Origin of the sequence: Catellatospora methionotrophica, assembly GCF_011297335.1 — a bacterium.
Taxonomy (GTDB): domain Bacteria; phylum Actinomycetota; class Actinomycetes; order Mycobacteriales; family Micromonosporaceae; genus Catellatospora; species Catellatospora methionotrophica.
In genome coordinates, this window is sequence record NZ_JAAOTJ010000016.1 from 17,028 (window position 1) to 41,239 (window position 24,212).

A 24,212-nucleotide genomic window follows, 5' to 3' on the forward strand; every position below is an offset into this window, starting at 1 on the left:
GGGCCTCATGCGATCCCGGCTCGACCCGCTCACCATCGCCGCGATCACCGTCGCGATCATCGCGGTGTCGTCGTCGGGGCCCCTGATCGCGTACGCCGCCGCTCCGGCCCTGGCCATCGCTTTCTGGCGCAACGCCCTCGCGGTCGGCGTGCTCGCCCCGGTCACCCTCACCCGCCGCCGCGCCGAGCTGCGCGGCCTGCGCACCGACCACGCCTGGCGGTGGAGCGTGCTGGCCGGGCTCGCGCTGGCCGGGCACTTCGCCACCTGGGTGCCCAGCGTCAAGATGACCACCGTCGCCACCGCGACCGCACTGGTCGCCACGCAGCCGGTCTGGGCCGGGCTGATCGCACTCTGGCAGGGCAGGCGGCTGGGCCGGTGGACCTGGATCGGCATCGGCACGGCCGTGGTGGGCGCGGCCATCGCCACCGGCGCGGACTTCACCCGAGGGGGTACGGCGTTCGTCGGCGACCTGCTCGCCGTGGCCGGAGGCCTGCTCGCGGCGGTCTACACGTCGCTCGGCGAGAAGGCGCGCAGCCGGACCTCGACCACGACGTACACCACGGTCTGCTACTCGGTGTGCGCCGTCGTGCTGCTGGCGGTGTGCCTGCTGTTCGGCGTGGAGCTGACCGGCTTCGACGACCGCACCTGGCTCGCCATCATCGCGCTGACCGCCGGAGCCCAGCTGCTCGGCCACTCGATGTTCAACTACGCCCTGCACAAGGTCTCGGCCACCACGATCAGCGTGCTGATCCTGCTGGAGGTGCCCGGAGCCGCCGTCCTCGGCTGGCTCTGGCTCGGCCAGACCCCGCCCACCGCCGCCTGGCCCGGCATCGCCCTGCTCATGGCCGGCGTCGCCGCCGTCATCCTCGGCGCCCGCCGCCCCGCCGCCCTGCCCACCCCCGACCCCGTCGACATCGACCTCTCCACCGGCGACCGCTGACAGCACGCGCTCCACACGCGGGCTCGCCGACCAGCAGCTCACCCGGGGACGCCCTCAACACGACCAGCAGCGCACCCACGGCACGCCGTCAACACGGTGCGCTCGCGCCACGTCCAGCGATGGGAAGGTGCCCTTCCTTCGGTGGGCGGGTGAGCAGTGTTCGGGGTGGGAGGATGGGCGGCATGACGCATCCGTTGGTGGAGGAGGCCGCTAAGAAGGCGGCTGTCGCGTGGGTGTCGGTGGGTGGCGGGCTCGCCCGGGCGGTGTGGTGTCTGCCGCAGGACGGGCGGCTGCACGTGGTGGTCGGGCCGGGTGAGCAGGAGCTGCCGGGGCTGGCGGAGGCCGCGGCGGCGACGGTGACGCTGCGCGGCGACCACGGCGGGGCGGTGGTGACCTATCCGGCGCGGGTGGAGCGGATCGCGCCGGGCGGCGAGGCCTGGGCGGCGGTCGCGGTGACGCTGGCGGGCAAGCGGCTCAACTCACCGGGCACGGCCGAGGCGCTGGCCGAGCGCTGGGGCCGCGAATGCGCCCTGGTGGCCCTGGTTCCCGACGGCGATCCGGTGCCCGCGGGCGACGACTCCGGACGCGCCGAGCCGCGGCCGAGCCCGGCGGCCAACGCCACCCGCAAGCCGTTCCGGCTGCACCGGGTCCGCCGCCGATAACACCCAACCGATGTGAGAAATACGCATACCATGCCAATATGGCCACGCTGACCAGGGTCTTCGTCGCCCGGCTCGCGGGCCTGCCCGTCTTCGACCCGAACGGCGACCAGGTGGGCCGGGTGCGTGACGCCGTCGCCCGGCTGCGCGCCGACGGGCCGCCGTCGGTCGTCGGCCTGATCGCGGAGATGCCGCTGCGGCGGCAGATCTTCCTGCCGATCGCCCGGATCACCTCGATCGACGCCGACAGCGTGGTGCTCGGCTCCGGCACCATCAACCTGCGCCGCTTCCAGAAGGGCCCGGCCGAGCTGAACGTGCTCGCCGACCTGCTGGACCGGCGCATCACCACCCCGAACGGCACCCCCGCCACGGTCGTGGACGTCGCCATGGAGTCCGACCGGGCCGGGCAGTGGAACCTCGGGCGGGTCGCCGTACGCGACGTCACCAGCCGGTTGAGTCGGCGCGGGCAGCTGCACCAGTTCGAGTGGCACGAGCTGACCGGCCTGGTCGACCCCGGCGCGCTGCAGGGCACCGCGTCGCTGCTGTCGGTGCTGGAGAAGATGCGCCCGGCCGACCTCGCCAACGCCCTGCAGGACCTGCCCGACCAGCGCAAACACGCGGTCGCGGCGGCGCTGGACGACGAGCGGCTGGCCGACGTGCTGGAGGAGCTGCCCGAGCACGAGCAGGTCGACATCCTGGCCCGGCTGGACCGCGAACGGGCCGCCGACGTGCTGGAGGAGATGGACGCCGACGACGCCGCCGACCTGCTTGCCGAGCTGCCGCCCACGGAACGGGCGCTGCTGCTGGACCTGATGGAACCGGAGGAGTCGGCCCCGGTCCGGGCCCTGATGCAGTACCGGCCGAACACCGCAGGCGCGATCATGACCAGCGAGCCCGTGATCCTGACCCCGGACGCCACCGTCGCCGACGCGCTGGCCCGCATCCGGGAGAAGTCGCTGTCCCCCGCGCTGGCCGCGCAGGTGTTCGTGTGCCGCGCCCCGATCGACACGCCGACCGGCCGCTACCTGGGCGTGGTGCACTTCCAGCGGCTGCTGCGCGAGCCGCCCGGCGACCTGCTGGGCGGGGTGCTGGAGCGCGACATCACGCCGCTGTCGCCGAGCCTGCCGCTGGCCGACGTCACCCGCCGGATGGCCACGTACAACCTGGTGGCGATCGCGGTGGTGGACTCGGCGGACCGGCTGGTCGGCGCGGTGACCGTGGACGACGTGCTCGACCACCTGCTGCCCCGGGACTGGCGGGAGCAGGAACGCGCCGTGGACAGCGGCTCGTGAGCGACCGCCTGGACCAGCCCCGGGAGCCGCACGTCGTCCGGCTGCCCCGCTGGGACCCCGACGCGTTCGGCAACTTCGCGGAGAAGTTCGCCCGGTTCATGGGCACCGCGAAGTTCCTCGTCTACATGACGGCCTTCGTCATCGTGTGGATCCTGATCAACCTGATCGGCGTCTTCGGGCTGCAGTGGGACCCGTACCCGTTCATCCTGCTCAACCTGTTCTTCAGCACCCAGGCGTCGTACGCCGCGCCGCTGATCCTGCTCGCCCAGAACCGCCAGGCCGACCGCGACCGGCTCACCATCGACGAGGACCGCCGCCGCGCCCAGGCCCAGAAGGCCGACACGGAGTACCTGGCCCGGGAGATCGCCTCGCTGCGGATGGCCCTCAACGACGTGGCGACCCGCGACTACATCCGCTCCGAGCTGGCCAAGCTCGCCGAGGAACTGGACGACGCGGCGGCCCGGCGGCACCAGCAGGAGAAGGCCGACCGCAAGGACAAGAAAAGCCGCGCGTCGCAAGGGGCATGACGCGCGGCCGAACCTCTTTCGATGGTCCCACGACCAGGGGATGCTCCGCTACGGGTCATCAGAATGTTGCGCGTGCCACCCGGCCCTCGCGTCGGCCGGTCATGATCGATGCCGCGGGTAACATGGGCGCATGTCCACCGCTGTGCACGCCGACGACCAGGCTGTCCTGGCCGCACTCGCCTCCGTGAACGACCCGGAGATCAAGCGCCCCATCACCGAACTCGGCATGGTCGAATCGGTGAAGGTCGACGCGGGTGTGGCGTACGTCCGCATCCTGCTCACCGTCGCCGGCTGCCCCCTGAAGGACACCCTGCGCACCGACATCACGGCAGCCGCGATCACCGTCGACGGCGTGACCTCGGTCGAGATCGACTTCGGGGTGATGAGTCCCGACCAGCGCCAGGACCTGCAGAAGCGGCTGCGTGGCAACGCCGCCGCCGAGCCGGTCATCCCGTTCGCGCAGCCCGGCAGCCGCACCCGCGTCTACGCCGTGGCCTCCGGCAAGGGCGGCGTCGGCAAGTCCAGCGTCACCGTCAACCTGGCCGCCGCGCTGGCCGCCCGGGGCCTGTCGGTCGGCGTGGTCGACGCCGACATCTACGGCCACTCGGTGCCCCGCATGCTCGGCGTCGAGGGCCGCCCGACCCAGGTCGAAGACATGATCATGCCGCCGCAGGCGCACGGCGTGAAGGTCATCTCCATCGGTATGTTCACCAGCGGCAACGCCGCCGTCGTCTGGCGCGGGCCGATGCTGCACCGCGCCCTGCAGCAGTTCCTCGCCGACGTGTACTGGGGCGACCTGGACGTGCTGCTGCTCGACCTGCCCCCGGGCACCGGCGACATCGCCATCTCGCTGGCCCAGCTCCTGCCGACCGCCGAGATCCTGGTCGTCACGACCCCGCAGGCCGCGGCCGCCGAGGTCGCCGAGCGCGCGGGCGCGATCTCGATGCAGACCCACCAGCGCCTGGTCGGCGTCATCGAGAACATGTCCTGGCTCGAACTGCCCGACGGCACCCGCATGGAGGTCTTCGGTGCGGGCGGCGGCCAGACCGTCGCCGACTCCCTGACCCGCCTCACCGGCGCGTCGGTCCCCCTCCTCGGCCAGATCCCCCTGGACACCGGCGTACGCGAAGCCGGCGACAACGGCACCCCCGCCGTCCTCGCCACCCCCGGCTCCCCGGCCGGCACCGCCCTCAACGCCATCGCCGACCGCCTGGCCCTGCGCCGCGAATCCCTCGTCGGCAAACCCCTGGGCCTCTCCCCCGCCAAACGCTGACCCACCCCCAGGCCGCCCGCCCCGCACCCACCGGCCCTACGGGCAGCCCCCGCCCTGCGGGCAGCCCTCCCACCTCGCGCAACTCTTAAAGACTTGCGGCCTCAGAGCGCATCTGAGGCCGCAAGTCTTTAAGAGTTGTGTACGCGAGGCCGCGCGGGGCGCGAGGCCGCGCGGGGCGCGAGGCCGCGCGGGGCACTGGGTTGCCGTGGGCGGGGTGGGTCAGGTGGCGTCGTCGAAGCGGGCCGCGATGGGGGCGGCGGGGGTCGAGGACGAGGACGGGGTGGCGGTGGCCATGGCGTTGACGTTGGCCTTGGTCTCGGCGGCCAGCTTGGTGGCGGTGTTCAGCTCGCCGCGCAGGTCGTCGTAGATGCCGGTCAGCGGCTTGCGGAGGGCGGCCTCGTCCTCTTCGCTGAGCAGGTGCTTGCGTACGAACGCCTTGGGGTTCAGGTCTTCGAGCTTGATGTCGGTGCCCAGTTCCTTGCTCAGGTCACCGGTGGCGTTGGTGGCCATGGCGCGCAGTCCGCGCAGCATGCGCATGCCGTCGCTGATCACCTTGGGCAGCCGCTCGCCGAAGATCAACAAAGCCAGCAGCAGGAGCGCAATGAACTCCGGGGTGCCCAGGTTCTCAAACACCGCTACCTCCTGAATGTGTCCGCCGTCGCAAGGGTACGTGCGCGAGGGCCGGACAGGCCACCCCTCAGTCGGCGTCAGCGACGAGTGTCACGGCGGCATCGTGGCTGGTGGAGCCACGTTTGTACGTCACTTCGACCACCGCACCCGGTGCAGCTTTCCGCACAAGTGCGATGAGGTCCGTCGGCTCACTGAGCGGGCGACCGGCGAAACTGGTCACCACGTCACCGGTGCGCATCCCGGCCTCGGCGGCCGGTCCGGTGGCCGTGACCTGGCCCAGCCGTACCCCGCCGGCCGGTCCGCGGAACGACTCCTCCACCTCCGCGCCGATCACCGTACGGTGCGCCCGGCCCGCGGAGATGATCTCCTCGGCGACCCGGCGGGCGTGGTTGATGGGGATGGCGAAGGCCAGGCCGATGTTGCCCGCCGACTCCTCGCTGCCCGCCATCGACTTGATCACGGCGTTGATCCCGACGACCTGACCGGCGGCGTCGACCAGCGGGCCGCCCGAGTTGCCGTGGTTGACCGCGGCGTCGGTCTGGATCGCGGCGTAGTACCTGGTCGCGCCGTTGTCGGCCTCGGTGGCGATGGGCCGGTCCAGCGCGCTGACGATGCCCGCGGTGACGGTGCCGCGCAGCGCCAGCGGCGAGCCGATGGCCACCACCGCGTCGCCGACCGCGACCGCGTCGGAGTCGCCCAGCATCGCCGGGTGCAGTTCGGCGCGCTTGACCTGGAGCACCGCGACGTCCGACTCGGGATCCGAGCCGATCACCTTCGCGGGCGAGCTGGTGCCGTCGTCGAATATGACGCTCACCACTCCGGAGCTGCCGGACACCACGTGGTCATTGGTGATGATGTGGCCGTCGGCGCTGGCCACGAAGCCCGAGCCGAGCGACACGCTGCCGTCCACCGGCACCCGTACGGTCACCACGCTGGGCAGCAGCAGGCTGGCCACGGCGGCCAGCGACTCGGGGGCCCGGTGCGGCGGGGCGGCGGTCGAGCCGAGGATCGAGCGGGCGGCCAGGCGGTCGTCGCTGAACCGCACGCCCATCGCCCCGCCGAGCACCCCGGCGAGTACGCCCGCGAGCACGGCCGCTCCGGCGACTGTCCACAACGTACGACGTCGGGTATGGTCAGGCTCGGCCAACGGCTCCGGCTCGGGTGCGTGCGCGCGCTCGGCGGGTGGCACGAGCGCCACCGGCGAGTGCGGATCGCGCCACGGATCGTTGAGCGCATCAGACCACCAGAACGACGCCGGAGGTGCGACGGCCGGTGGCGTGTGCTGCGCTGCCGTCCCGTCGTCGTCATCCGGCCGGCGAAAACCCCAGCCGTCGGTCACTGACCAGCCCTCCGTCCCCGTTTCCCGGTTTCAGGATGGCATGGTTTCAACGTGAAAAATCACTGTTCACGGAAGGTGCCCCATGACGACGCTGCATCGCCAGCCCGGTAGCGCAGGCGACTTCATCGCGTCGTTCGTCCCCGAAGACGTGATCGCGCAGACGGCCCGCGGACTGGCCGTCGAGGTCGGTCTGCAACCGGTCGCGCCCGCGGTCGGCGCGGCGCTGCGCATGCTCGCCGGAGCCTGCGCCGCGAAGGCGGTCGTCGAGATCGGCACCGGCACCGGGGTCAGCGGCCTGTGGCTGCTGCGCGGCATGCGCCCCGACGGCGTGCTCACCACCATCGACCGGGAGTCCGAACACCAGCGGATGGCCCGGCGGCTGTTCACCGAGGCCGGCTTCTCCGCCTCGCGGGCCCGCGTCATCACCGGCCGCGCGCTGGAGGTGCTGCCCCGGCTCGCCGACGGCGCGTACGACCTGATCTTCGTCGACGCCGACCCCACCGAGTACGCCGCCTTCATGAACGCCGCCGCCCGCCTGCTCCGCCCCGGCGGCCTGGTCGTCCTCCACGGCATCCTGACCAGCGGCCGCGACGTCTTCACCGTCCGCGAACTCGCCTACGCCGTCCGCGACGACGACCTCTGGCAGCCCGCCCTGCTCCCCCTCGGCGAAGGCCTCCTAGCCGCCGTCAAGTCCTGACGCCCCCGCCCTTAAAACAGACGCTGGCCTATCTCATCGAAAAAACGGGGCTCATTTTCGATGAGATAGGCCAGCGTCTATGCAAAAAGCGGGTCAGGAGACCGTTGAGAGCCAGCGGACCAGGGTGCGTACGCCCCAGCCGGTCGCGCCCTTGGTCAGCTCGCCGTCCGGGGCGGCCGACCAGGCCGGCGAGGACATGTCGATGTGCACCCACCGGTCGCGCAGGCTCCCCGCGAACTCCCGCAGGTACAGCGCCGCCGTGATCGTCCCCGGGTTGCCCGCCGCGTTGTCCAGGTCGGCGATGTCCGACGACACGTCCCCGGCGTACTCCTCGGCCAGCGGCAGCCGCCACAGCGGCTCCCCGGCCGCGGCTCCCGCCGCCGTGAACCCGTCGATGAGCGCCTCGTTGCCGCTGAACAGGGCGGCCGTCTTCTTGCCCAGCGCGATCCGGGACGCCCCGGTCAGCGTGGCGAGGTCGATGAGCAGGTCGGGGGCGAGGTTGGCCACCGCGTACGCCATCGCGTCGCCGAGCACGACCCGGCCCTCGGCGTCGGTGCTGCGTACCTCGGAGGTCAGGCCGCCGTAGTGGGTGACCACGTCGCCGGAGCGCCAGGAGCTGCCGGAGACCATGTTCTCGGCCAGCGGGGCGAGCGCGGTGACCCGCACCGGCAGGCCCAGCTCGGCGACGGCCAGCAGGGCGCCGACGACGGCGGCCGCGCCGCCCATGTCCTTGCGCATCAGCTGCATGGCGTCGTTGGGCTTGATGTCGATGCCGCCGGTGTCGTACGTGATGCCCTTGCCGACCAGCACCACGTGCTTGGTCGCGCCCTCGGGGGACCAGGCCAGCTCCAGCAGGCGGGGCTCGTTGACGGACCCGCCGCCGACGGCCACGATGCCGCCGAAGCCCTCGGCCTCCAGCTGCTCGCGCTCGCGCACGGTGACCGTCACGCCGTCCCCGGCCCGCTCGCGCACCTGCTGCACGAACCAGTCGGGTGTCTTGGTCAGCGACGGGGTGTTGGTGAGGTCCCGGGCGAACCGGGTGTGCGCGGCGACGGTGCGGGTCTCGGCGAGCGCGTCCTCGCGCTCGGGGCTGGCCGCGACGGCGATGACGACCTCGGCCAGCTTGAGCGCGGCCTCGGGCTTCTCCTCGCTCACCCGGAACCGGTACGACGCCAGCCAAAGGCCCTCGGCCAGGCCCCGCAGCGCGGCGTCGGTCAGGTCGGCGGGCGCGAGCACGGTGAGGGAGGTCTCCTTGGCGGCGGCACGGGCCAGCGCGGCCCCGGCCGCCCGCCAGCCCGCCTCGTCGCCGGAGCCGATTCCGGCCAGCAGCACCTTCGACGGCTCGCGTAGCGGGCGCGGCAGCGTCTGGACGGCCCCGGCCGAGCCCTTGTGCTCGGTGGCGGCGAGGAACGCCGCCACCTCGGCGGCGGCGTCCGAGGGCAGCACGGCGAGCGGTGTGCCCGCCGCGGACTCGCCCTCGGCGGTGCCCACCGGGCACGCGACGGTTCCGGCGAGTTCCGCCGCGCCGTCCAGTCGAATCGAGATCATCCCTGCCCCTTCACTGGCTGTGCCGCCGACGTCCCACCGGCCGCCGACCGCCTGACCCTACCGCGCCCCCTCCGTCGCCGGCCGCGACGGAGGTGCTGGTCCGCGCCTGCCCGGCAGGGGTCGCCGCCCGCGCGGCACACCGGCTGTAGGACGCGTTCAGGGCTGGTCAGGAGGAGTGGTGCAACGGGGGTGGGACGGCGTCAGACCGCGCGAGCCGCGCGGCACACGTCGCCGAAGGGGTGGGTTGGACGGCCGGGATGGCGCCCGGCCGGTCCCGACGTCAGCCGACGGCCAGTTTGAGGGCCTCGCCGAGAGCGGTGGCCTCGTCTGGTGTCATCTCCACCACAAGCCGCCCGCCGCCTTCCAGCGGCACGCGCATGACGATTCCCCGGCCCTCTTTGGTGACCTCCAGCGGACCGTCGCCCGTCCGCGGCTTCATCGCCGCCATGTGTGTCTCCCCTCAGACTTGCCAGACCTGCACTCGGGTTGAATGCAAGACTTGGCGGGTCTCCCCGCCTGCTCCGCCGGCGAAACCCCGCGGGGACCGCTGCTGCAGCCTGCCCGCGACGCGCCGCCTTCGTACGCCGTCCGGCACCGGCGTGTGGTTGGGTGGGGCCACACGAACGGGTGCCGACCAATGATTTTCCCTGATGGACTCCGCTAAGCCCAAACCGGGCCGGTCACGGTGTGACATCATCTCGCCAGCGCAGTTCACATCTGTCACAATCACCCCTCATGCAGGCTCGTTCCGCACTATTCGACCTCTACGGCGATCACCTGCGACAACGTGGCGGCAGGGCGGCCATCGCGGCCCTCATCCGGCTGCTCGCACCGCTGGGCATCGCCGCACCGGCGGTACGTACCGCGGTGTCCCGCATGGTGCGACAAGGCTGGCTCGCGCCGGTGCGACTGCCCGCCGGACCGGGCTACCAGCTCACCCCGCGCGCGGTACGCCGTCTCGACGAGGCCGCTGCCCGCATCTACCGGACCGGCCGCAGCTCCTGGGACGGGCACTTCGACCTGCTGGTGATCTCCGCCCCCGAGGTCCGCACCGAGCGCGACCGGATCGCCGCCGAGCTGGCGTTCCTCGGCTACGGGCGGCTGGAGACCGGGGTCTGGCTCGCCGCCCGCCCCGCGGGCGAGGTCGACGGGCTGCTGGCCGACGCCGGGGTGCGCTTCGAGCGGTTCTCCGCCGCGCACACCGGCGGGGAGCACGGCGCCCGAGAGCTGATCATGAGAGCGTGGAACGTGCCGGCCGTGGGCGCCTCGTACGCCGGGTTCGTGGCGCAGCTCACGCCGGTGGTCGGCGCGATCACGCGGCTGACCGACGACCGCACCGCGTACGCAGCCCGGTGCGCCCTGGTCCACGCCTGGCGCGCGTTCCTGTTCCGCGACCCGCAACTGCCCGCCTCGCTGCTGCCGCCGGACTGGCCGGGCACCGCCGCGGCCGCCTTCTTCGACCGGCAGGCCGCCCGGCTGCGGCCCGCCGCCGACCGTTTCGTCGACCACTGTCTCAGGGAGAGCTGATGTCCGCACCGCTGCTCGTCGACCGCGCCGAGGGCGTCGTCACCGTCACCATGAACCGCCCCGACTCGCTCAACTCGCTCGACGTCGCGCTCAAGGTGGCGCTGCGGGAGACGTTCGAGGAGCTGGCCGCCGACCCGGCGTGCCGCGCGGTGGTGCTGGCGGGCGCGGGCCGGGCCTTCTGCGTCGGGCAGGACCTGCGCGAGCACATGGCCACCATGGGCGGCAAGGCCCCGCTCGACACCGTCGAGCAGCACTACAACCCGATGGCGCTGGCCCTGGCCGAGCTTCACAAGCCGGTGGTCGCGGCGGTACGCGGCCCGGCGGCGGGTGCGGGCGCGGGTCTGGCCTTCCTCGCCGACCTGCGCATCGGCGGCCCGTCGACGTCGTACCTGATGGCCTTCGCCCGGGTCGGTCTGGCCGCCGACACCGCCGTGTCCTGGACGCTGCCCCGCTTCGTCGGCGCGGCCAAGGCCGCCGAGCTGCTGCTGCTGGCCGAGCCGGTGAAGGCCGACGAGGCGGCCCGGCTCGGGCTGCTGACGCGGCTGACCGACGACGACGAGCAGGTGCTGCCGGTCGCGCAGGAGCTGGCGGCGCGGCTGGCGGCCGGGCCGACGGTGGCGTACGGGCAGATCAAGCGCGAGCTGCTGCACGGCGCGACCGGCACGCTGGCCGACGCGCTGCTGGTCGAGCTGGCCGCGCAGCAGCTGTCCGGCGCGACCGCCGACCACCGCGAGTCCACCGAGGCGTTCGTCGCCAAGCGCAAGCCGCTGTTCGAGGGCCGCTAGTCCTCTTCGGGGTCGAGGGGGGCGACGCCGTCGGTGACGTACGCCGTCATCGTCAGCTCGTCCCCCGCCGGGGACACGTACGCGGGCAGCTCGTCGGGGCCGAGTTCGGTGACGTAGCGCCAGTACTCGCGGACCGCCTCCTCGGCCGAGTCCGCCTCGATCGGCAACGCCACACTGACCAGCCACTCCCTGCTCACACCGTCATCCCATCACAGCCGCTTCGCGGCGACGTGGCAGCCCGCCAGGTGGTCGTCGACCATGCCGGTGGCCTGCATCAGCGCGTACGCCGTGGTCGGCCCGACGAAACGCAGCCCGCGCTTCTTGAGATCCTTGGCCATCGCGACGGAGGCGTCCGAGGTGGCGGGCACGTCGGCCCGGCTGGCGGGCCGGGGGCGGCCGGGCTCCGGGGCGTACGACCACAGCAGGTCACTCAGCCCGCCCGGCAGCTCCAGCGCCAGCCGCGCGTTGTGCAGCGTCGCCTCGATCTTGGACCGGTTCCGCACGATCCCGGCGTCGCCCAGCAGCCGCTCGACGTCGGCCAGCCCGAACGCGGCCACGGCCTCCAGCTTGAACCCGGCGAACGCCGTCCGGAACGCGGGCCGCTTGCGCAGGATCGTGATCCAGGACAGCCCGGACTGGAACGCCTCCAGGCTCACCCGCTCGAACAGCGCGTCGTCGCCGCGCAGCGGCGTGCCCCACTCCTCGTCGTGGTAGGCGCGGTACTCCGGCGCGCTCGCCGCCCAGCCGCAGCGTGCCAGCCCGTCGTCGCCGACGATAAGGTCGCTCACCCTCTTGCCCCCTTACTCGAACGCGAATAGCCTTCGGAACTCATGGAGCTGCCGCCATTCCCCAATGTGGTGCTGTACTCGGTGCCGCTGTTCATTCTGCTCATGGTGCTAGAACGCGTGTCCTACTGGTTCCATCCCGATGCTGACGAGGTCGGCTACGGCGGCAAGGACACCGCGACGAGCCTGAGCATGGGCCTGGGCAGCCTCGGCTGGGACGTGCTCTGGGGCATCGGCACCGCCGCCGCCACGAGCGCGATCTACCTGCTCACCCCGCTGCGCATCGACTTCCACTGGTGGGCGCTGCCGCTGTTCCTCATCGCCCAGGACCTCTGCTATTACTGGTCGCACCGCGGCCACCACATGATCCGCCTGCTGTGGGCCTCGCACGTGGTGCACCACTCGTCGCAGACGTTCAACCTGTCCACGGCGCTGCGCCAGTCCTGGACCGGCTTCACCGGTTTCCTGTTCTACCTGCCGCTGGCCGCGGTCGGCGTCAACCCGGCCGTGACCGCGTTCTGCGGCGGCATCAACCTGGTCTACCAGTTCTGGATCCACACCGAGCGCATCGACAAGATGTGGCGGCCGTACGAGTTCGTCTTCAACACCCCGTCCCACCACCGGGTGCACCACGCCTCCCAGGGCGGCTACCTGGACCGTAACTTCGGCGGCATCCTGATCATCTGGGACCGCCTGTTCGGCTCCTTCGCCCCGGAGCTGGAACGCCCCGTCTACGGCCTCACCAAGAACATCACCACCCACAACCCGCTCCGGGTGGCCTACCACGAGTACGCCGCGATCCTCCGTGACCTGCGTACCCGCCGCGTACGCGCCTGGCTCCCGACCCTGCTGCGCGGCCCCGGCTGGTCCCCCACCCCGGCACCCGCCCCGGCCCCGGCCGCCACGGCCAAGCCGGTCGCGGTCGCCGTCGCCGCCGCCGACTGACGAAGATCGCTGTTTGAGGTCAGAAACTGGGGCCACACCGCAGGTTCTGACCTCAAACGGCGATCATGACCCAGCGCGACGGAGCACCGCGCGGCGGCTCACGGCAGGCGGCCGGACTCCACCATCTTCGCGAAGCGCTTCAGGGCCTGTTTGAGGCTGACCTTGGAGCCGGGCCAGAGCAGGGGCCAGGCCAGCCGCCCGGCGACACCGCCGGGCAGGTGGAACCACTCGTGCCAGACGACCTGGGTGCGGTCGCCGCCCATCGGGGTGCACCGCATGACGCCGGGTCCGCGCAGCACCTTGCCCTGGTGGACGACCCGCACCTCGTACGGCGGGTCCACTTTGACCACGCGCATCTCGTCGCGCAGCACGGCCGGACCGGCCACGGTGATCGCCTCGATCACGGTGCCCTCGCCGCCGTCGCCGGAGATCACGCGCACCTTGGTCAGCGGGATCCAGTCGCCCTGCCGCTCCCAGGCCATGAACGCGGCGAACACCCGCTCGGCGGGCGCGGCGACGATGATCGTGGCGGTGACCTCGCCTGCGCCGGGAGTGGTGGGGTCGCTCCCGGTCACCGACGGACCGGCTCGCCGGCCGCCGCCTCGTCCACCTCGGCGTCCACCGGGTCGGTCGCGTGGTCGGCCTCGTCGACCGGCTGCTCGGCAGCCTCGTCGGCGATCGCCTCCGGCTCGGCCGGGTCGGTGTCCTCGGCGGGCACGGTCTTGTCGGCGGACAGCGCCTCGGCGGCCGGGGTCGCGCTGAGCACGCCCAGCGCGCTGGCACGGGCGCGGGCCAGGGTGTCGGCGTCCTCGACGCGTCCCTCGCGCAGCGCGGTGACCTCGGCTTCGAGCACCTGGATCAGCTCGCTCTTGTAGCCGATGTCGTATGCCAGGCGGCGCAGCGTCTGGTCGACCTGCGCCATCCGGTATCCACGCCAGGTCGGGTCGAACGTCACCCGGGACACGTCGCTCTCGACGAGCGGGCGGTCGGCGGGCAGCGGTGTGGCCCGTTCGTCGGGTTCGGCCGGCGCGAGTCCCGGGTCACCCCCGGTGACCAGCGTCATCACCCCGAACACCACGGCGCCCACGGTGAGCGCGACGACGATCAGCAGCAGCAGGTTGCCCATGCCCACGATCGTGGCACGAAGGGCGCTCCAGCGCGACCCTGCCACCCGAGCTGTCCGGCCTGTGGCACGGGAACCGTCCGGCTCATTACCCGGCGGTAGCCGACGGCTGGACGCGGCCGCGTGGTGCCCGGCGCGGGCGTCACAGCCAGCGGAGCGCGTTCTTGCGCCAGGCGTAGAGCAGGCCTAATGCCAGTACGGCGACGAAGACGGCCATCTCGGCGACCACGGCCAGACCCGAGCGGGCATAGACGACCGCCCACGGAAACAGGAACACCGCCTCGACCGCGAACAGCACATAGAGGTACGCGTAGACGTAGTAACGAATCTGCATCTGCGCCCAGCCGCCCTCGACCGGGTCGAGTCCGCACTCGTACGTGTCGAGTTTGCCCTCGGCCGCGTTCGGCCGCGACGGGCGCAGCAGCCGGTTCGCCGTGTACGCCCCTCCGATGATCAGCACACCGACGAGCAGCAGCAGCGCCACCGTCGCGTACGCGTCGAGGTAACCGTTCACGACCGCAGCCTAACGGTTGGCGGGAACGGTGGGGATTCATGCAACCGGATGACGGGCCATCGGGTGTGACACTGCATGACGTTGCCGCTCCCACCCTCGGCGGGACCCGTGCCCCTGTCGGCGCGCGCACCCCGGCCCGCCGTCCGGCGCGCCCTCGACGCCGCCGACTTCGACGCGTTCTACCAGGCGAACTACGCCGGCACCGTGGCCGTCGCGTTCGGCCTGACCGGTGACCGCGAGCAGGCGCGCGACCTCGCCCAGGAGGCGTACTGCCGGGCGTGGCAGCGCTGGCCGGACATCTCCGGCTACGACAGCCCGGCCGCCTGGGTGTACCGGGTGACCGTCAACCTGGCCCGGTCCCGCTGGCGCAACCTGAGGGTGGCCGCCGCGCACCTGGTGCGCCAGCGCCCCGCCGACGTGCCCGCGGTGGAACCGGAGCACGTGGCGCTGGTGACCGCGCTGCGCGCGCTGCCGATGGACCAGCGCCAGGCGATCGTGCTGCACCACCTCGTGGACCTGCCGGTGACCGAGGTGGCCCGGCAGATGGGCGTGCCGGTCGGCACGGTCAAGTCCTGGCTGCACCGCGGCCGCACGGAGCTCGCGGCGCTGCTCGGCGAGCACTCGGCCGACGGTCGGCCCGTGCCGCCGGGGGACGTGCGGCGGCGCGGCGACCAGCGACGGCTGCGGCGGCAGGCGATGAAGACCATCGCGGCCGCGACCGCGTGCGTGCTGGTGGTGCTGTGTGCGATCCGCGTGCTCCCCGACCGGGACGAGCTTCCGCAACCCGCGCACAGTCCGAGCCCGAGCGTGTCCCGGCCGAGCGGGTCCCTGCCGAGCGGGTCGCCGCCCAGCCCGCCGGCGGTGAGCCCGGTGGCGGCGGACGACCCGATCCGGGACGTGGACTGGCGCACCGCGGTGATCACGGTGCCCGCCGCGCCGCACTGCCCGTCCGGGCGGCTGACCTTCCGGACGGGGCGAGGCCCCACGGATGCGGAGGTCATCACCAGCGGCGGGGCGTACCCGCAGCTCCAGTTGAGCGCCGAGCGGGTCGCGTACGGCGATCTCGCCGGGGACGGCGCGGCCGAGGCGGTGCTGCACGCGGACTGCCTGTCGGGCGCGGAGGACAGCGGGGACGGCTCGTCGCACCTGCTGGTGGTGGCCCGCGAGCAGGGCGGCACGCTGCGGGCGCTCGGCTGGGCGGGTGAGCGCGGCGCGATCTTCACCAGCGTCTGGGTCGCCGAACACGTGCTCAACGCCGAGATGCAGCCCTGGCACGCCGGGCCGCAGGACTACCGCATGGGTATGGCGTACGGCTACCGCTGGACCGGCAAGGAGTTCGCCCGGCAGGACGTGTCCGCCGGATACCCGCCGGTCCTGCCGACGGTCGACGGCCGCCGCCTGGACCTGACCGGCGTGGCGGACCTGCTGCAGTGCGGTGGTCTGCCCGCCCCGGCCGGGCCGGTGCGGCCGGTGTTCGACGCCGACGGCGTCGCCCGCGACGGCGACCGGCAGTGGCGGCTGATTCCCGGAGCGCCGTCCAACGGCCCGTACCTGCCGCTTCTCCTGCCGCAGCGGCGGCCGTACCTGATGCTGTCGGTGCTCTGCGTGCCCGGCGACCCGCAGGACACGACCGCCATGACCGCGCTCGGCGCCAACCTGGTCGTGTTCGATCCCGCCCCGGACGGCTGGCTGGCCGTGGCCAGGGTGCCCACCCCGGCCGGGCACAGCGTGAGCCGGTGGGAGGTCACCGCGGGCGGCCTGCTCGTCGCGACGGATCCGCCAGGTGAGGGGCCCGACGTGGAGAAGACTTACTCCTGGAATGGCACATTGTTCGCCGAATAGGCGATGGGATGCCACTCTGTGGGATGGGGCAGTGATATGCGCGACCCGTCCCACAGCGTGCTGTCGTGTTTATCACGTTCCGCATGGTTTCGCTGGGGGGGCCGTGTCGACGCTATTCCCTACCGCCGACGTAGGCTGACCTTAATCGAGACGTAACAGCACACCACCCCAGCAGGAGGTCGCGTCCAGTGGCCGAACATCGTGAGGGCGCCGGGCAGGCCGGTCAGCTCAGCGAGCACGGGCATCCCGCCAAGGAGATCCATCAGCTCGACCGGGTGGTGATCCGCTTCGCGGGTGACTCCGGCGACGGTATGCAGCTCACCGGCGACAGATTCACGTCGGAGACCGCCCAGCTCGGCAACGACATCTCGACGTTGCCGAACTTCCCGGCGGAGATCCGTGCTCCCGCAGGCACGCTGCCCGGCGTGTCGAGCTTCCAGGTCGCCTTCGCCGACTACGACATCCTCACGCCCGGCGACGCGCCGAACGTGCTGGTGGCGATGAACCCGGCGGCGCTCAAGGCGAACATCGCCGACCTGCCCAAGGGCGGCACGATCATCGTCAACACCGACGAGTTCACCAAGCGCAACCTGGTCAAGGTCGGCTACGACGCCAACCCGCTGGAGGACGACTCCCTCGCGGGCTGGGACGTGCACAAGGTCGGGCTGACCAGCATGACCGTGGGCGCGCTGGCCGAGCACCCGGTGAGCAAGAAGGACGCCGAGCGCGCCAAGAACATGTTCGCGCTGGGCCTGCTGAGCTGGCTCTACTCGCGGCCGCACGAGTCGACGATGAAGTTCCTGGAGAAGAAGTTCGCCGCCCGCCCCGAACTGGTCGCCGCGAACAAGGCCGCGTTCAACGCGGGCTGGAACTTCGGGGAGACCACCGAGGGCTTCGCGGTGCGCTACGAGGTCCCGCCGGCGAAGATGGCCCCGGGCAACTACCGCAACATCACCGGCAACACCGCGCTCGCCCTGGGCCTGGTCGCCGCCGGGGTGAAGGCGCAGCTGCCGGTGCTGCTCGGCGCGTACCCGATCACTCCGGCCTCGGACATCCTGCACGAGCTGAGCAAGCACAAGAAGCTCGGCGTGACCACGGTGCAGGCCGAGGACGAGATCGCCGCGATCGGCGTCGCGCTGGGCGCGGCGTACGGCGGCGCGCTGGCCATCACCACCACCAGCGGTCCCGGTGTGGCGCTCAAGGGCGAGACGATCTCGCTCGCGGTCGCCCTGGAACTGCCCCTGGTGATCGTCGACGTGCAGCGGGCGGGGCCGTCGACCGGTCTGCCGACCAAGACCGAGCAGGCCGACCTGAACATGGCGCTGTTCGGCCGGCACGGCGAGGCTCCCGTCGCGGTGGTGGCCGCGCAGTCCCCGGTGGACTGCTTCCACGCCGCGATCGAGGCCTGCCGGATCGCGCTGAAGTACCGCACGCCGGTCATCCTGCTGTCCGACGGTTACGTCGCCAACGGCTCCGAGCCGTGGCTGCTGCCGGAGATCAGCGAGCTGCCCGACCTGCGGGTCGAGTACGCGACCGGCCCCAACGGCGACGACGGCAAGTTCTACCCGTACCTGCGCGATCCGGAGACGATGGCGCGGCCGTGGGCCGTGCCGGGCACGCCGGGGCTGGAGCACCGCATCGGCGGCCTGGAGAAGGCCGACAAGACCGGTGACATCTCCTACGACCCGGCCAACCACGACTTCATGGTGCGCACCCGGGCCGCCCGCATCGAGGCGATCGACGTGCCGGACATCGCGGTCGAGGACCCGTCCGGCGAGGCGAAGGTGCTGGTGCTGGGCTGGGGCTCGACGTACGGCCCGATCGGGGCGGCGTCGCGGGCCCTGCGCCAGCGCGGGGTGAACGTGGCGCAGGCCCACCTGCGGCACCTGAGCCCGCTGCCGAAGAACCTCGGCGAGGTGCTGGCGGCGTACGACAAGGTGGTCATCCCCGAGATGAACCTGGGCCAGCTCGCCCACGTGATCCGGGCGCGCTACCTGATCGACGTCGTCGGCTACAACCAGGTGCGCGGGCTTCCCTTCACCTCCACCCAGCTGGAGACCATGCTCGAGGAAGTGATCAAGAATGTCTAACGCGGTGCCGGTCCAGCTGTCGGCGAAGGACTTCAAGTCCGACCAGGAGGTGCGCTGGTGCCCGGGCTGCGGTGACTACGCGATCCTGGCCGCGATGCAGACCTTCCTGCCGGAGCTGGGCATCCCTCGCGAGCGCACGGTCTTCGTGTCGGGCATCGGCTGCTCCTCGCGCTTCCCGTACTACCTGAACACGTACGGCATGCACTCGATCCACGGCCGGGCCCCGGCGATCGCCACCGGCCTGTCGGTGTCGCGCCCGGACCTGACCGTGTGGGTGGTGACCGGTGACGGCGACGCGCTGTCCATCGGCGGCAACCACCTGATCCACGCGCTGCGCCGCAACGTCAACATCAAGATCCTGCTGTTCAACAACAAGATCTACGGTCTGACCAAGGGCCAGTACTCGCCGACCAGCGAGATCGGCAAGGTCACCAAGTCGACCCCGACCGGCTCGTCGGACGCACCGTTCAACCCGATCTCGCTGGCGCTGGGCGCGGAGGCCTCCTTCGTCGCCCGCACCATCGACTCCGACCGCAAGCACCTGCAGTCGGTGCTGCGCCAGGCGGCCGAGCACCAGGGTTCGGCGTTCGTGGAGATCTACCAGAACTGCAACATCTTCAACGACGGCGCGTTCGAGGTGCTCAAGGACCCCGAGACGCGTGACGCGTACCTGATCCGGCTGGAGCACGGGCAGCCGATCACGTTCGGCAAGGACGACTCGCACGTGGTGACCCACCCGGCGGGCAGCTTCGGGCTGGCCGTCGGCGAGGCGGGCAAGGTCGACGCGAGCGAGGTGCTCACGCACGATGCGCACGCCGAGGACCCGGCGTACGCGTTCGCGCTGTCCCGGCTGGCCGGGCCGGACCTGCGGCACACCCCGGTGGGCGTGTTCCGCTCGGTGCGTCGCCCGTCCTACGACGAGCTGGTGCGCAACCAGCTCGACGCGGCCAAGGCGAAGGCCGGCGAGCCCGAGGCCGATCTGGCCGCGCTGCTCAACTCCGGCGACACCTGGACGATCCTGTAGCCGACCGCACGACATGAAGCGCCGCCCGCGACCGGAAGGTCGCGGGCGGCGCTGTCGGTGCCGGGGGTCAGGACTTCGGCTCGGTCTTGATCTCCAGCTGACCGCGGTCCGCGGCGAACTTCGCCTTCACGTCGGCGACCTTCTTCTCGAAGTACATGATCGAGCCGACACTGCCGGCGTCGGCCCACGCGCAGACCGCCATGGCCGTGCCGTCCGAGGTCATCCCGGCGCACTTGGCCACACCACCCAGCGGCCCCGCAGGCACGTCCACCCACGGCTCGGTGATCTTCGAGTCGCCGGTCACCGCCTTCATGAACCCGTCCATCTCCGACTTCGGGCTCAGCACCGGCAGCGCGGCGGCGAACGCCATGGCCATGTTCTTCGTCTTCACGTCCCCGTAGAAGGCCGCGACCGAGGCGGTCACCCCGGGCTCATCGGCGATCATCTGGGTGCGCAGCTCCTGGGCGCCCTTCACCAGGTCGGGTGAGGTGCTCTTCTCCCGGCCGCCGAGCTGGGCCGGTTCCTTCACCGTGATCGTCGCGGCCTGGTCGACCGTGTCCTTGACGTCACCGATGGTGTCGCTGAGGAAGTAGTACGCGCCACCGGCGCCGCCGCCGCACACCACCAGCAGCACGACCAGCGTGATCCACAGCCCCTTGCGGGACTTCTTGTACGGCGGGTCGGGATCGTGGCGCCGCTTGCTGCGTGGCTCGTGACCGGCGAACGGGTCGTCGGCTGCGCTCGCGTCGCCCAGGAAGCCGCCCTGCTGCGGGTAGCCGTCCTGGTAGCCGCCCTGACCGGCGGGCCTGCCGTAGGCCGCGGGCTGGCCGTAGGACTGCTGACCGCCCTGCTGGGGGTAACCGCCCTGGGCCGCGTACCCGTCCTGGGCATAACCGCCCTGGTTGCCGTAGCCGCCCTGACCTGCCTGTGCACCGTACCCACCCTGCTGTGGATATCCACCCTGGCCGTAGCCACCCTGCTGTGGGTAACCATCGCCATGCTGTGGGTAACCACCATCCTGGCGACCGTAGCCACCCTGCTGTGGATAACCGCCCTGGGTGCCCTGCGGATCCTGCTGCGAATAGCCCCCTGCCTGCGGATATCCACCCTGCGCGGGGTATCCGGGGCGGCCCGTGCCGGGCTGTCCGCCGCCGTATCCGCCGGATCCGGCGTAGCCGCCGTCCTGTGGATAACCTCCGGCCGGTGGATAACCCGGTTGCTGTGGATAACCGCTGTTCTGCTGGGGATAGCCGTATTGCTGGGGATATGTGCCGTTGGTGCCGGAGGTCGGGGCCGACGCCGGCGGCTGGCCGCGCCCGTCGTCCTCAGCGGGCCGACGCCACGGGTCCGCCGGGTGACCCTCCGGCTCCTCGCGGCGCGAACCGTAGTCGGAGTAGGACATGTCAGCTCCCCACAGGTGTGGCCGGCGACACGCTGTCACCGTCCGCCAGATGGTAGCGGCAGATGAGAAGTCCTCGGGAACCCTGTCCATCGAGACCCTTGCGTTCTTGGCTCGAGAATGAAAGTTTTCTTCGGACTGCACATTGCTACTGGAGGAATTCTCATGCGCATGAGACTGATCGCGGCCGCGTCCGCGACAGCGCTGCTCGGCGCGCTGCTGGTGCCCGGCGGCGCGCAGGCCGATCCGCTGTCCGCAGTGCAAGCGGCCGCACCGGGCGCGGCGGAGTGCACACTCAACCCCGCACAGCCCAAGCGCGAGCTGCGGGCCATGTGGATCGCCAGCGTGGTGAACATCGACTGGCCGAGCGCTCCCGGCAAGGCCGAGGAGGAGCTGAAGGCCGAGTACCGCGGCTGGCTCGACCTCGCCCAGCGGCTCAACCACAACGCGGTCGTGGTGCAGGTCCGGCCCACCGCCGACGCGTTCTGGCCGTCGCCGTACGAGCCCTGGTCGGAGTGGCTGACCGGCAAGCGCGACAACGTCGGGCCGGGCTGGGACCCGCTGGCCTTCCTGGTCGCCGAGTCGCACGCCCGCAACCTGGAGTTCCACGCCTGGTTCAACCCCTACCGCGTCTCCATGCCGACCAGCGCCAGCGGCCTTGGCGCGGGCACCGACGTCAACAACCTCGCCCCCGGCCACCCCGCCCGGACGCACCCCGACTGGGCGCTCGCCTACCCGGTCAACGCGGCGGGCAGCCGCCTCTACTACAACCCGGGCATTCCGGAGGTACGGCAGTACGTGCAGGACGCGATGATGCACGCGGTCGAGAACTACGACATCGACGGCGTGCACTTCGACGACTACTTCTACCCGTACCCGGCGGCCGGTCAGGACTTCCCCGACCAGGCGACCTTCGAGCAGTACGGCGCGGGCTTCGCCAGCAAGGCCGACTGGCGGCGCAACAACATCGACCTGCTGGTGCACGAGATGAGCGGCCGCATCAAGGCCGCCAAGCCGTGGGTCAAGTTCGGGGTCAGCCCGTTCGGCATCTGGCGCAACAAGGCCGCCGACCCGCTGGGCTCGGAGACCAACGGCACCCAGTCCTACGACGCCAACTTCGCCGACACCCGCAAGTGGGTCAAGGAGGGCTGGCTGGACTACATCGTCCCGCAGATCTACTGGAACATCGGGCTGGCCGTGGCCGACTACGCCAAGCTCGTCCCGTGGTGGTCCGAGGTGGTCGCGGGCACCAACACGCAGCTCTACATCGGCCAGGCCGACTACAAGATCGCGACCGCCGGCCAGCCCGCGGCGTGGTTCGACCCGGCTGAGATGAGCAAGCACCTCACCTTCAACCGCGACTACAACGTGTCCGGCAACGTGCACTTCAGCGCGGTGCAGGTGCGGGCCAACCGGATCGGGGCCACCGACCTGTACGCGGCCGACCACTACAGCAAGCCGGCCCTGGTGCCCACCATGACGCACCTGCCCAGCAAGCCGCTGCTGTTCCCGGTCGTCACCAAGGCCGACCGGAGCGAGGCCGGAGTCGCCCTGAAGTGGCAGCCGCTGGCCGACGGGGCAGGCCCCTTCGGCACCGCGACGTCGTACGCCGTCTACCGGCTCGACGGCCTGCGGCTGCTGCCGGGCGCCTGCGACCTGGCCGACGCCTCGCACCTGGTCGCCACGACCCGGGGCACGTCGTTCACGGACACCACCGCCGTGCCCGGCCAGCGCTACACCTACTTCGTCACCTCGCTGGACCGGCTCTACAACGAGAGCCTGCCCAGCCCGGCCCGCTTCGTCCCCTGATCCAGGGGTGAGCACGCACCCCTTCGCGTGCTGGTGAGAGGGCGCCCGCCGAGACCCGGCGGGCGCCCTCTCCGTACGCCGTCAGAGGTGCACGGCCGGATCCACGCCGACGGACTGCCACAGGTCGGTCCACGGCAGGGCGTGCCTCTCCGGGTGCCCCACGAAGAACAGGGTCCCGTCCGGCTTCACCACCTGCACCGCCGACTCGTTCGCCAGCACGGTCACGCCCGGGGTTCTCGACAGTCCCGTGCCACCGCCGGGCACCTTGCCCACCAGGCCGGGCACCAGCTCCGGCTCCCCGGCGGGATCGTCCTGCGGCATCGCCCCCACATGGATGCGCACCGCGCTGGTGACACCTCCGATGGTGAGCTGCCCGATCCAGTCGAAGTTCTCCAGGCGCAGCCGGTGCAGCGGGGAGTCGTCCGGGCAGGCGGCGTCGAAGGTGGCGGCGTCGTAGGGGGCCAGCCGCGCGGGCGGTGTCGCCCCCGGGCTGCACACGTGCATCTGCCGCCGCAGGGTCGCCAGGCCGGCCACTCCCGGCGCCTCGCGGGCTATCGCCGCCTTGACGGCCGCCAGCAGCCGCTGCGCCCTCTCGTCCGGCGTCTCGGGGGCCGCATGCGCGGAGACGGCGGCTGAGGCCGCCGCCGGGGGCCGCGGCGGGCGCACCGGCGGCCCGAGCACGCTGACCGCCGACAGCGCCGCGGCCACGGTCAGCGCCAGGCCGCCGGAGGCCGCGGCGATCCGGCGGCCCCGCTGGGCGCGCCTGCCCCGCTTGACCAGGTCGTCGATGTCCATCGTGGTACGCGGGGCGGTGCCCACGTACTCGTCCAGGCATTCTCGGTAGTCGTTCATAGCCGTCCCTCCGCATGCGCGTCGACTGCCAGGCCGCGCAGGGTCTCCAGCCCCCGAGCCGACTGGCTCTTCACGGTTCCCTCGGAGATGCCGAGCAGGTGCGCGGTCTGCTCGACCGACAGGTCGCAGTAGTAGCGCAGCACCACCACTGCCCGCTGGCGCGGGCCCAGCGAGCGCAGCAGTCGGCCGATGCCGCTGCGGTCACCCGGCTCGACGGGTGGGGCCTGGGCCTCGGGCGGCTCCGCTTGCGGCCATTCGCGCCGCCACGGCCGCCTACGCTCGTCCAGCCAGGCGTTGGTCAGCATCCCGCGCACGTAGGCGTCGACGTTGTCCGCACCGCGCGCCCGCGACCAGGAGCGGTACAGCTTCAACAGCACCGTCGACACCAGATCATCAGCGGCATGCCAGTCGTGGCACAGCAGGAACGCGGTGCGCCGCAGGCTCTCCATCCGCGCCGCCACGTACTCCCGATACTCGGGCTCGTCCTCGCGCCTCACGTCGTCTCCTCCGATCGTCTCCGCGCAGGGGACGTAAGCGGCTTCCAGCGGGGTTGCACATCTATGCAGCGACGGAAAAATCAACACTTCCGAAACATCCGCGCAACGGCTACAT

Annotated in this window: 24 protein-coding genes and 1 pseudogene; 13 read left to right on the forward strand and 12 right to left on the reverse strand. The window is 71.8% G+C overall.

Annotation, left to right across the window (positions count from 1 at the left end; all coding sequences use genetic code 11):
- Positions 1-7: 7 nt before the first annotated feature.
- The 5 genes from HAV40_RS28095 to HAV40_RS28115 all read left to right on the forward strand — a co-directional run bounded on the left by HAV40_RS28095 (position 8) and on the right by HAV40_RS28115 (position 4,691).
- Positions 8-940, forward strand: a complete 933-nt coding sequence (locus HAV40_RS28095) for a DMT family transporter (protein WP_166386478.1) — start codon at positions 8-10, stop codon at positions 938-940.
- A gap of 182 nt (positions 941-1,122) precedes the next feature.
- A complete protein-coding gene (locus HAV40_RS28100) occupies positions 1,123-1,602 on the forward strand; it encodes a TroA family protein (protein WP_409365005.1) in 480 nt (159 codons plus the stop codon).
- Positions 1,603-1,640: 38 nt separating this feature from the next.
- A complete protein-coding gene (locus HAV40_RS28105) occupies positions 1,641-2,891 on the forward strand; it encodes a magnesium transporter MgtE N-terminal domain-containing protein (RefSeq protein ID WP_166386482.1) in 1,251 nt (416 codons plus the stop codon).
- Positions 2,888-3,418, forward strand: coding sequence for a DUF1003 domain-containing protein (locus HAV40_RS28110; RefSeq protein WP_239086905.1), 531 nt, complete (start codon positions 2,888-2,890; stop codon positions 3,416-3,418). Before HAV40_RS28105 ends, HAV40_RS28110 begins: the two co-directional genes overlap by 4 nt.
- 130 nt (positions 3,419-3,548) lie before the next feature.
- Positions 3,549-4,691, forward strand: a complete 1,143-nt coding sequence (locus HAV40_RS28115; protein WP_166386484.1) for an Mrp/NBP35 family ATP-binding protein — start codon at positions 3,549-3,551, stop codon at positions 4,689-4,691.
- 219 nt (positions 4,692-4,910) lie between these two features.
- Here the strand turns inward: HAV40_RS28115 and HAV40_RS28120 are convergent, their stop codons facing one another.
- Both HAV40_RS28120 and HAV40_RS28125 read right to left on the reverse strand, forming a co-directional pair.
- Positions 4,911-5,324: a twin-arginine translocase TatA/TatE family subunit gene (locus HAV40_RS28120; RefSeq protein WP_166386486.1), complete on the reverse strand. Its 414-nt coding sequence runs from the start codon at positions 5,322-5,324 to the stop codon at positions 4,911-4,913.
- 64 nt (positions 5,325-5,388) lie between these two features.
- A complete protein-coding gene (locus tag HAV40_RS28125; RefSeq protein WP_166386488.1) occupies positions 5,389-6,660 on the reverse strand; it encodes a S1C family serine protease in 1,272 nt (423 codons plus the stop codon).
- An 82-nt stretch (positions 6,661-6,742) separates the two neighbouring features.
- Between HAV40_RS28125 and HAV40_RS28130 the strand changes: the two genes are divergently transcribed.
- Complete coding sequence (locus HAV40_RS28130; protein ID WP_166386490.1) at positions 6,743-7,357, forward strand: O-methyltransferase; 615 nt, start codon at positions 6,743-6,745, stop codon at positions 7,355-7,357.
- 93 nt (positions 7,358-7,450) lie between these two features.
- Here the strand turns inward: HAV40_RS28130 and HAV40_RS28135 are convergent, their stop codons facing one another.
- Entirely contained in the window at positions 7,451-8,905 is a 1,455-nt protein-coding gene (locus tag HAV40_RS28135) for a leucyl aminopeptidase family protein (RefSeq protein ID WP_166386491.1), read from the reverse strand.
- Between the two features lie 280 nt (positions 8,906-9,185).
- On the reverse strand, positions 9,186-9,353 hold the full coding sequence (locus HAV40_RS28140; RefSeq protein WP_120317235.1) for a DUF3117 domain-containing protein: 168 nt from the start codon (positions 9,351-9,353) through the stop codon (positions 9,186-9,188).
- Positions 9,354-9,640: 287 nt separating this feature from the next.
- On the opposite strand from HAV40_RS28140, the gene HAV40_RS28145 reads away from it, so the two are divergent.
- The gene (locus tag HAV40_RS28145; RefSeq protein WP_166386493.1) at positions 9,641-10,432 is read left to right on the forward strand and encodes a PaaX family transcriptional regulator; all 792 of its coding nucleotides are present in this window, start codon (positions 9,641-9,643) and stop codon (positions 10,430-10,432) included.
- Positions 10,432-11,217, forward strand: a complete 786-nt coding sequence (locus tag HAV40_RS28150) for an enoyl-CoA hydratase-related protein (protein ID WP_166386495.1) — start codon at positions 10,432-10,434, stop codon at positions 11,215-11,217. Before HAV40_RS28145 ends, HAV40_RS28150 begins: the two co-directional genes overlap by 1 nt.
- On the opposite strand, the pseudogene HAV40_RS28155 reads toward HAV40_RS28150, so the two are convergent.
- Positions 11,214-11,402: pseudogene (locus HAV40_RS28155) on the reverse strand (hypothetical protein); the annotation flags it as partial. The gene HAV40_RS28150 and the pseudogene HAV40_RS28155 sit on opposite strands and share 4 nt — an antisense overlap.
- Before the next feature lie 24 nt (positions 11,403-11,426).
- Entirely contained in the window at positions 11,427-12,005 is a 579-nt protein-coding gene (locus HAV40_RS28160; protein ID WP_166386499.1) for a DNA-3-methyladenine glycosylase I, read from the reverse strand.
- Positions 12,006-12,047: 42 nt separating this feature from the next.
- On the opposite strand from HAV40_RS28160, the gene HAV40_RS28165 reads away from it, so the two are divergent.
- Positions 12,048-12,947: a sterol desaturase family protein gene (locus tag HAV40_RS28165; protein WP_166386501.1), complete on the forward strand. Its 900-nt coding sequence runs from the start codon at positions 12,048-12,050 to the stop codon at positions 12,945-12,947.
- Between the two features lie 98 nt (positions 12,948-13,045).
- On the opposite strand, the gene HAV40_RS28170 is transcribed toward HAV40_RS28165, so the two are convergent.
- From HAV40_RS28170 to HAV40_RS28180, 3 genes are all read right to left on the reverse strand, one after another.
- On the reverse strand, positions 13,046-13,522 hold the full coding sequence (locus tag HAV40_RS28170; protein ID WP_166386503.1) for an SRPBCC family protein: 477 nt from the start codon (positions 13,520-13,522) through the stop codon (positions 13,046-13,048).
- The gene (locus HAV40_RS28175) at positions 13,519-14,073 is read right to left on the reverse strand and encodes a DivIVA domain-containing protein (protein WP_166386505.1); all 555 of its coding nucleotides are present in this window, start codon (positions 14,071-14,073) and stop codon (positions 13,519-13,521) included. Before HAV40_RS28175 ends, HAV40_RS28170 begins: the two co-directional genes overlap by 4 nt.
- A gap of 139 nt (positions 14,074-14,212) precedes the next feature.
- Positions 14,213-14,584 carry an NADH-quinone oxidoreductase subunit A gene (locus HAV40_RS28180; protein ID WP_166386507.1) on the reverse strand — a complete coding sequence of 124 codons (372 nt, stop codon included), beginning with the start codon at positions 14,582-14,584 and terminating at the stop codon, positions 14,213-14,215.
- A 75-nt stretch (positions 14,585-14,659) separates the two neighbouring features.
- Here HAV40_RS28180 and HAV40_RS38685 point away from each other — a divergent pair, with 75 nt between their 5' ends.
- From HAV40_RS38685 to HAV40_RS28195, 3 genes are all read left to right on the forward strand, one after another.
- On the forward strand, positions 14,660-16,426 hold the full coding sequence (locus HAV40_RS38685; RefSeq protein WP_239086903.1) for a SigE family RNA polymerase sigma factor: 1,767 nt from the start codon (positions 14,660-14,662) through the stop codon (positions 16,424-16,426).
- A 257-nt stretch (positions 16,427-16,683) separates the two neighbouring features.
- Positions 16,684-18,516, forward strand: coding sequence for a 2-oxoacid:acceptor oxidoreductase subunit alpha (locus HAV40_RS28190; protein ID WP_166386715.1), 1,833 nt, complete (start codon positions 16,684-16,686; stop codon positions 18,514-18,516).
- The gene (locus HAV40_RS28195) at positions 18,509-19,540 is read left to right on the forward strand and encodes a 2-oxoacid:ferredoxin oxidoreductase subunit beta (protein WP_166386509.1); all 1,032 of its coding nucleotides are present in this window, start codon (positions 18,509-18,511) and stop codon (positions 19,538-19,540) included. The genes HAV40_RS28190 and HAV40_RS28195 overlap by 8 nt, the downstream gene beginning before the upstream one ends.
- 67 nt (positions 19,541-19,607) lie before the next feature.
- Here the strand turns inward: HAV40_RS28195 and HAV40_RS38130 are convergent, their stop codons facing one another.
- Complete coding sequence (locus HAV40_RS38130) at positions 19,608-20,942, reverse strand: hypothetical protein (RefSeq protein WP_203671858.1); 1,335 nt, start codon at positions 20,940-20,942, stop codon at positions 19,608-19,610.
- Positions 20,943-21,104: 162 nt separating this feature from the next.
- Here HAV40_RS38130 and HAV40_RS28205 point away from each other — a divergent pair, with 162 nt between their 5' ends.
- A complete protein-coding gene (locus HAV40_RS28205) occupies positions 21,105-22,748 on the forward strand; it encodes a glycoside hydrolase family 10-like protein (protein ID WP_239086902.1) in 1,644 nt (547 codons plus the stop codon).
- Between the two features lie 81 nt (positions 22,749-22,829).
- On the opposite strand, the gene HAV40_RS28210 is transcribed toward HAV40_RS28205, so the two are convergent.
- Together HAV40_RS28210 and HAV40_RS28215 are read right to left on the reverse strand one after the other, a co-directional pair.
- Positions 22,830-23,600, reverse strand: coding sequence for a hypothetical protein (locus tag HAV40_RS28210; protein ID WP_166386513.1), 771 nt, complete (start codon positions 23,598-23,600; stop codon positions 22,830-22,832).
- The gene (locus tag HAV40_RS28215) at positions 23,597-24,097 is read right to left on the reverse strand and encodes a SigE family RNA polymerase sigma factor (RefSeq protein WP_166386515.1); all 501 of its coding nucleotides are present in this window, start codon (positions 24,095-24,097) and stop codon (positions 23,597-23,599) included. The genes HAV40_RS28210 and HAV40_RS28215 overlap by 4 nt, the downstream gene beginning before the upstream one ends.
- Positions 24,098-24,212: the final 115 nt, after the last annotated feature.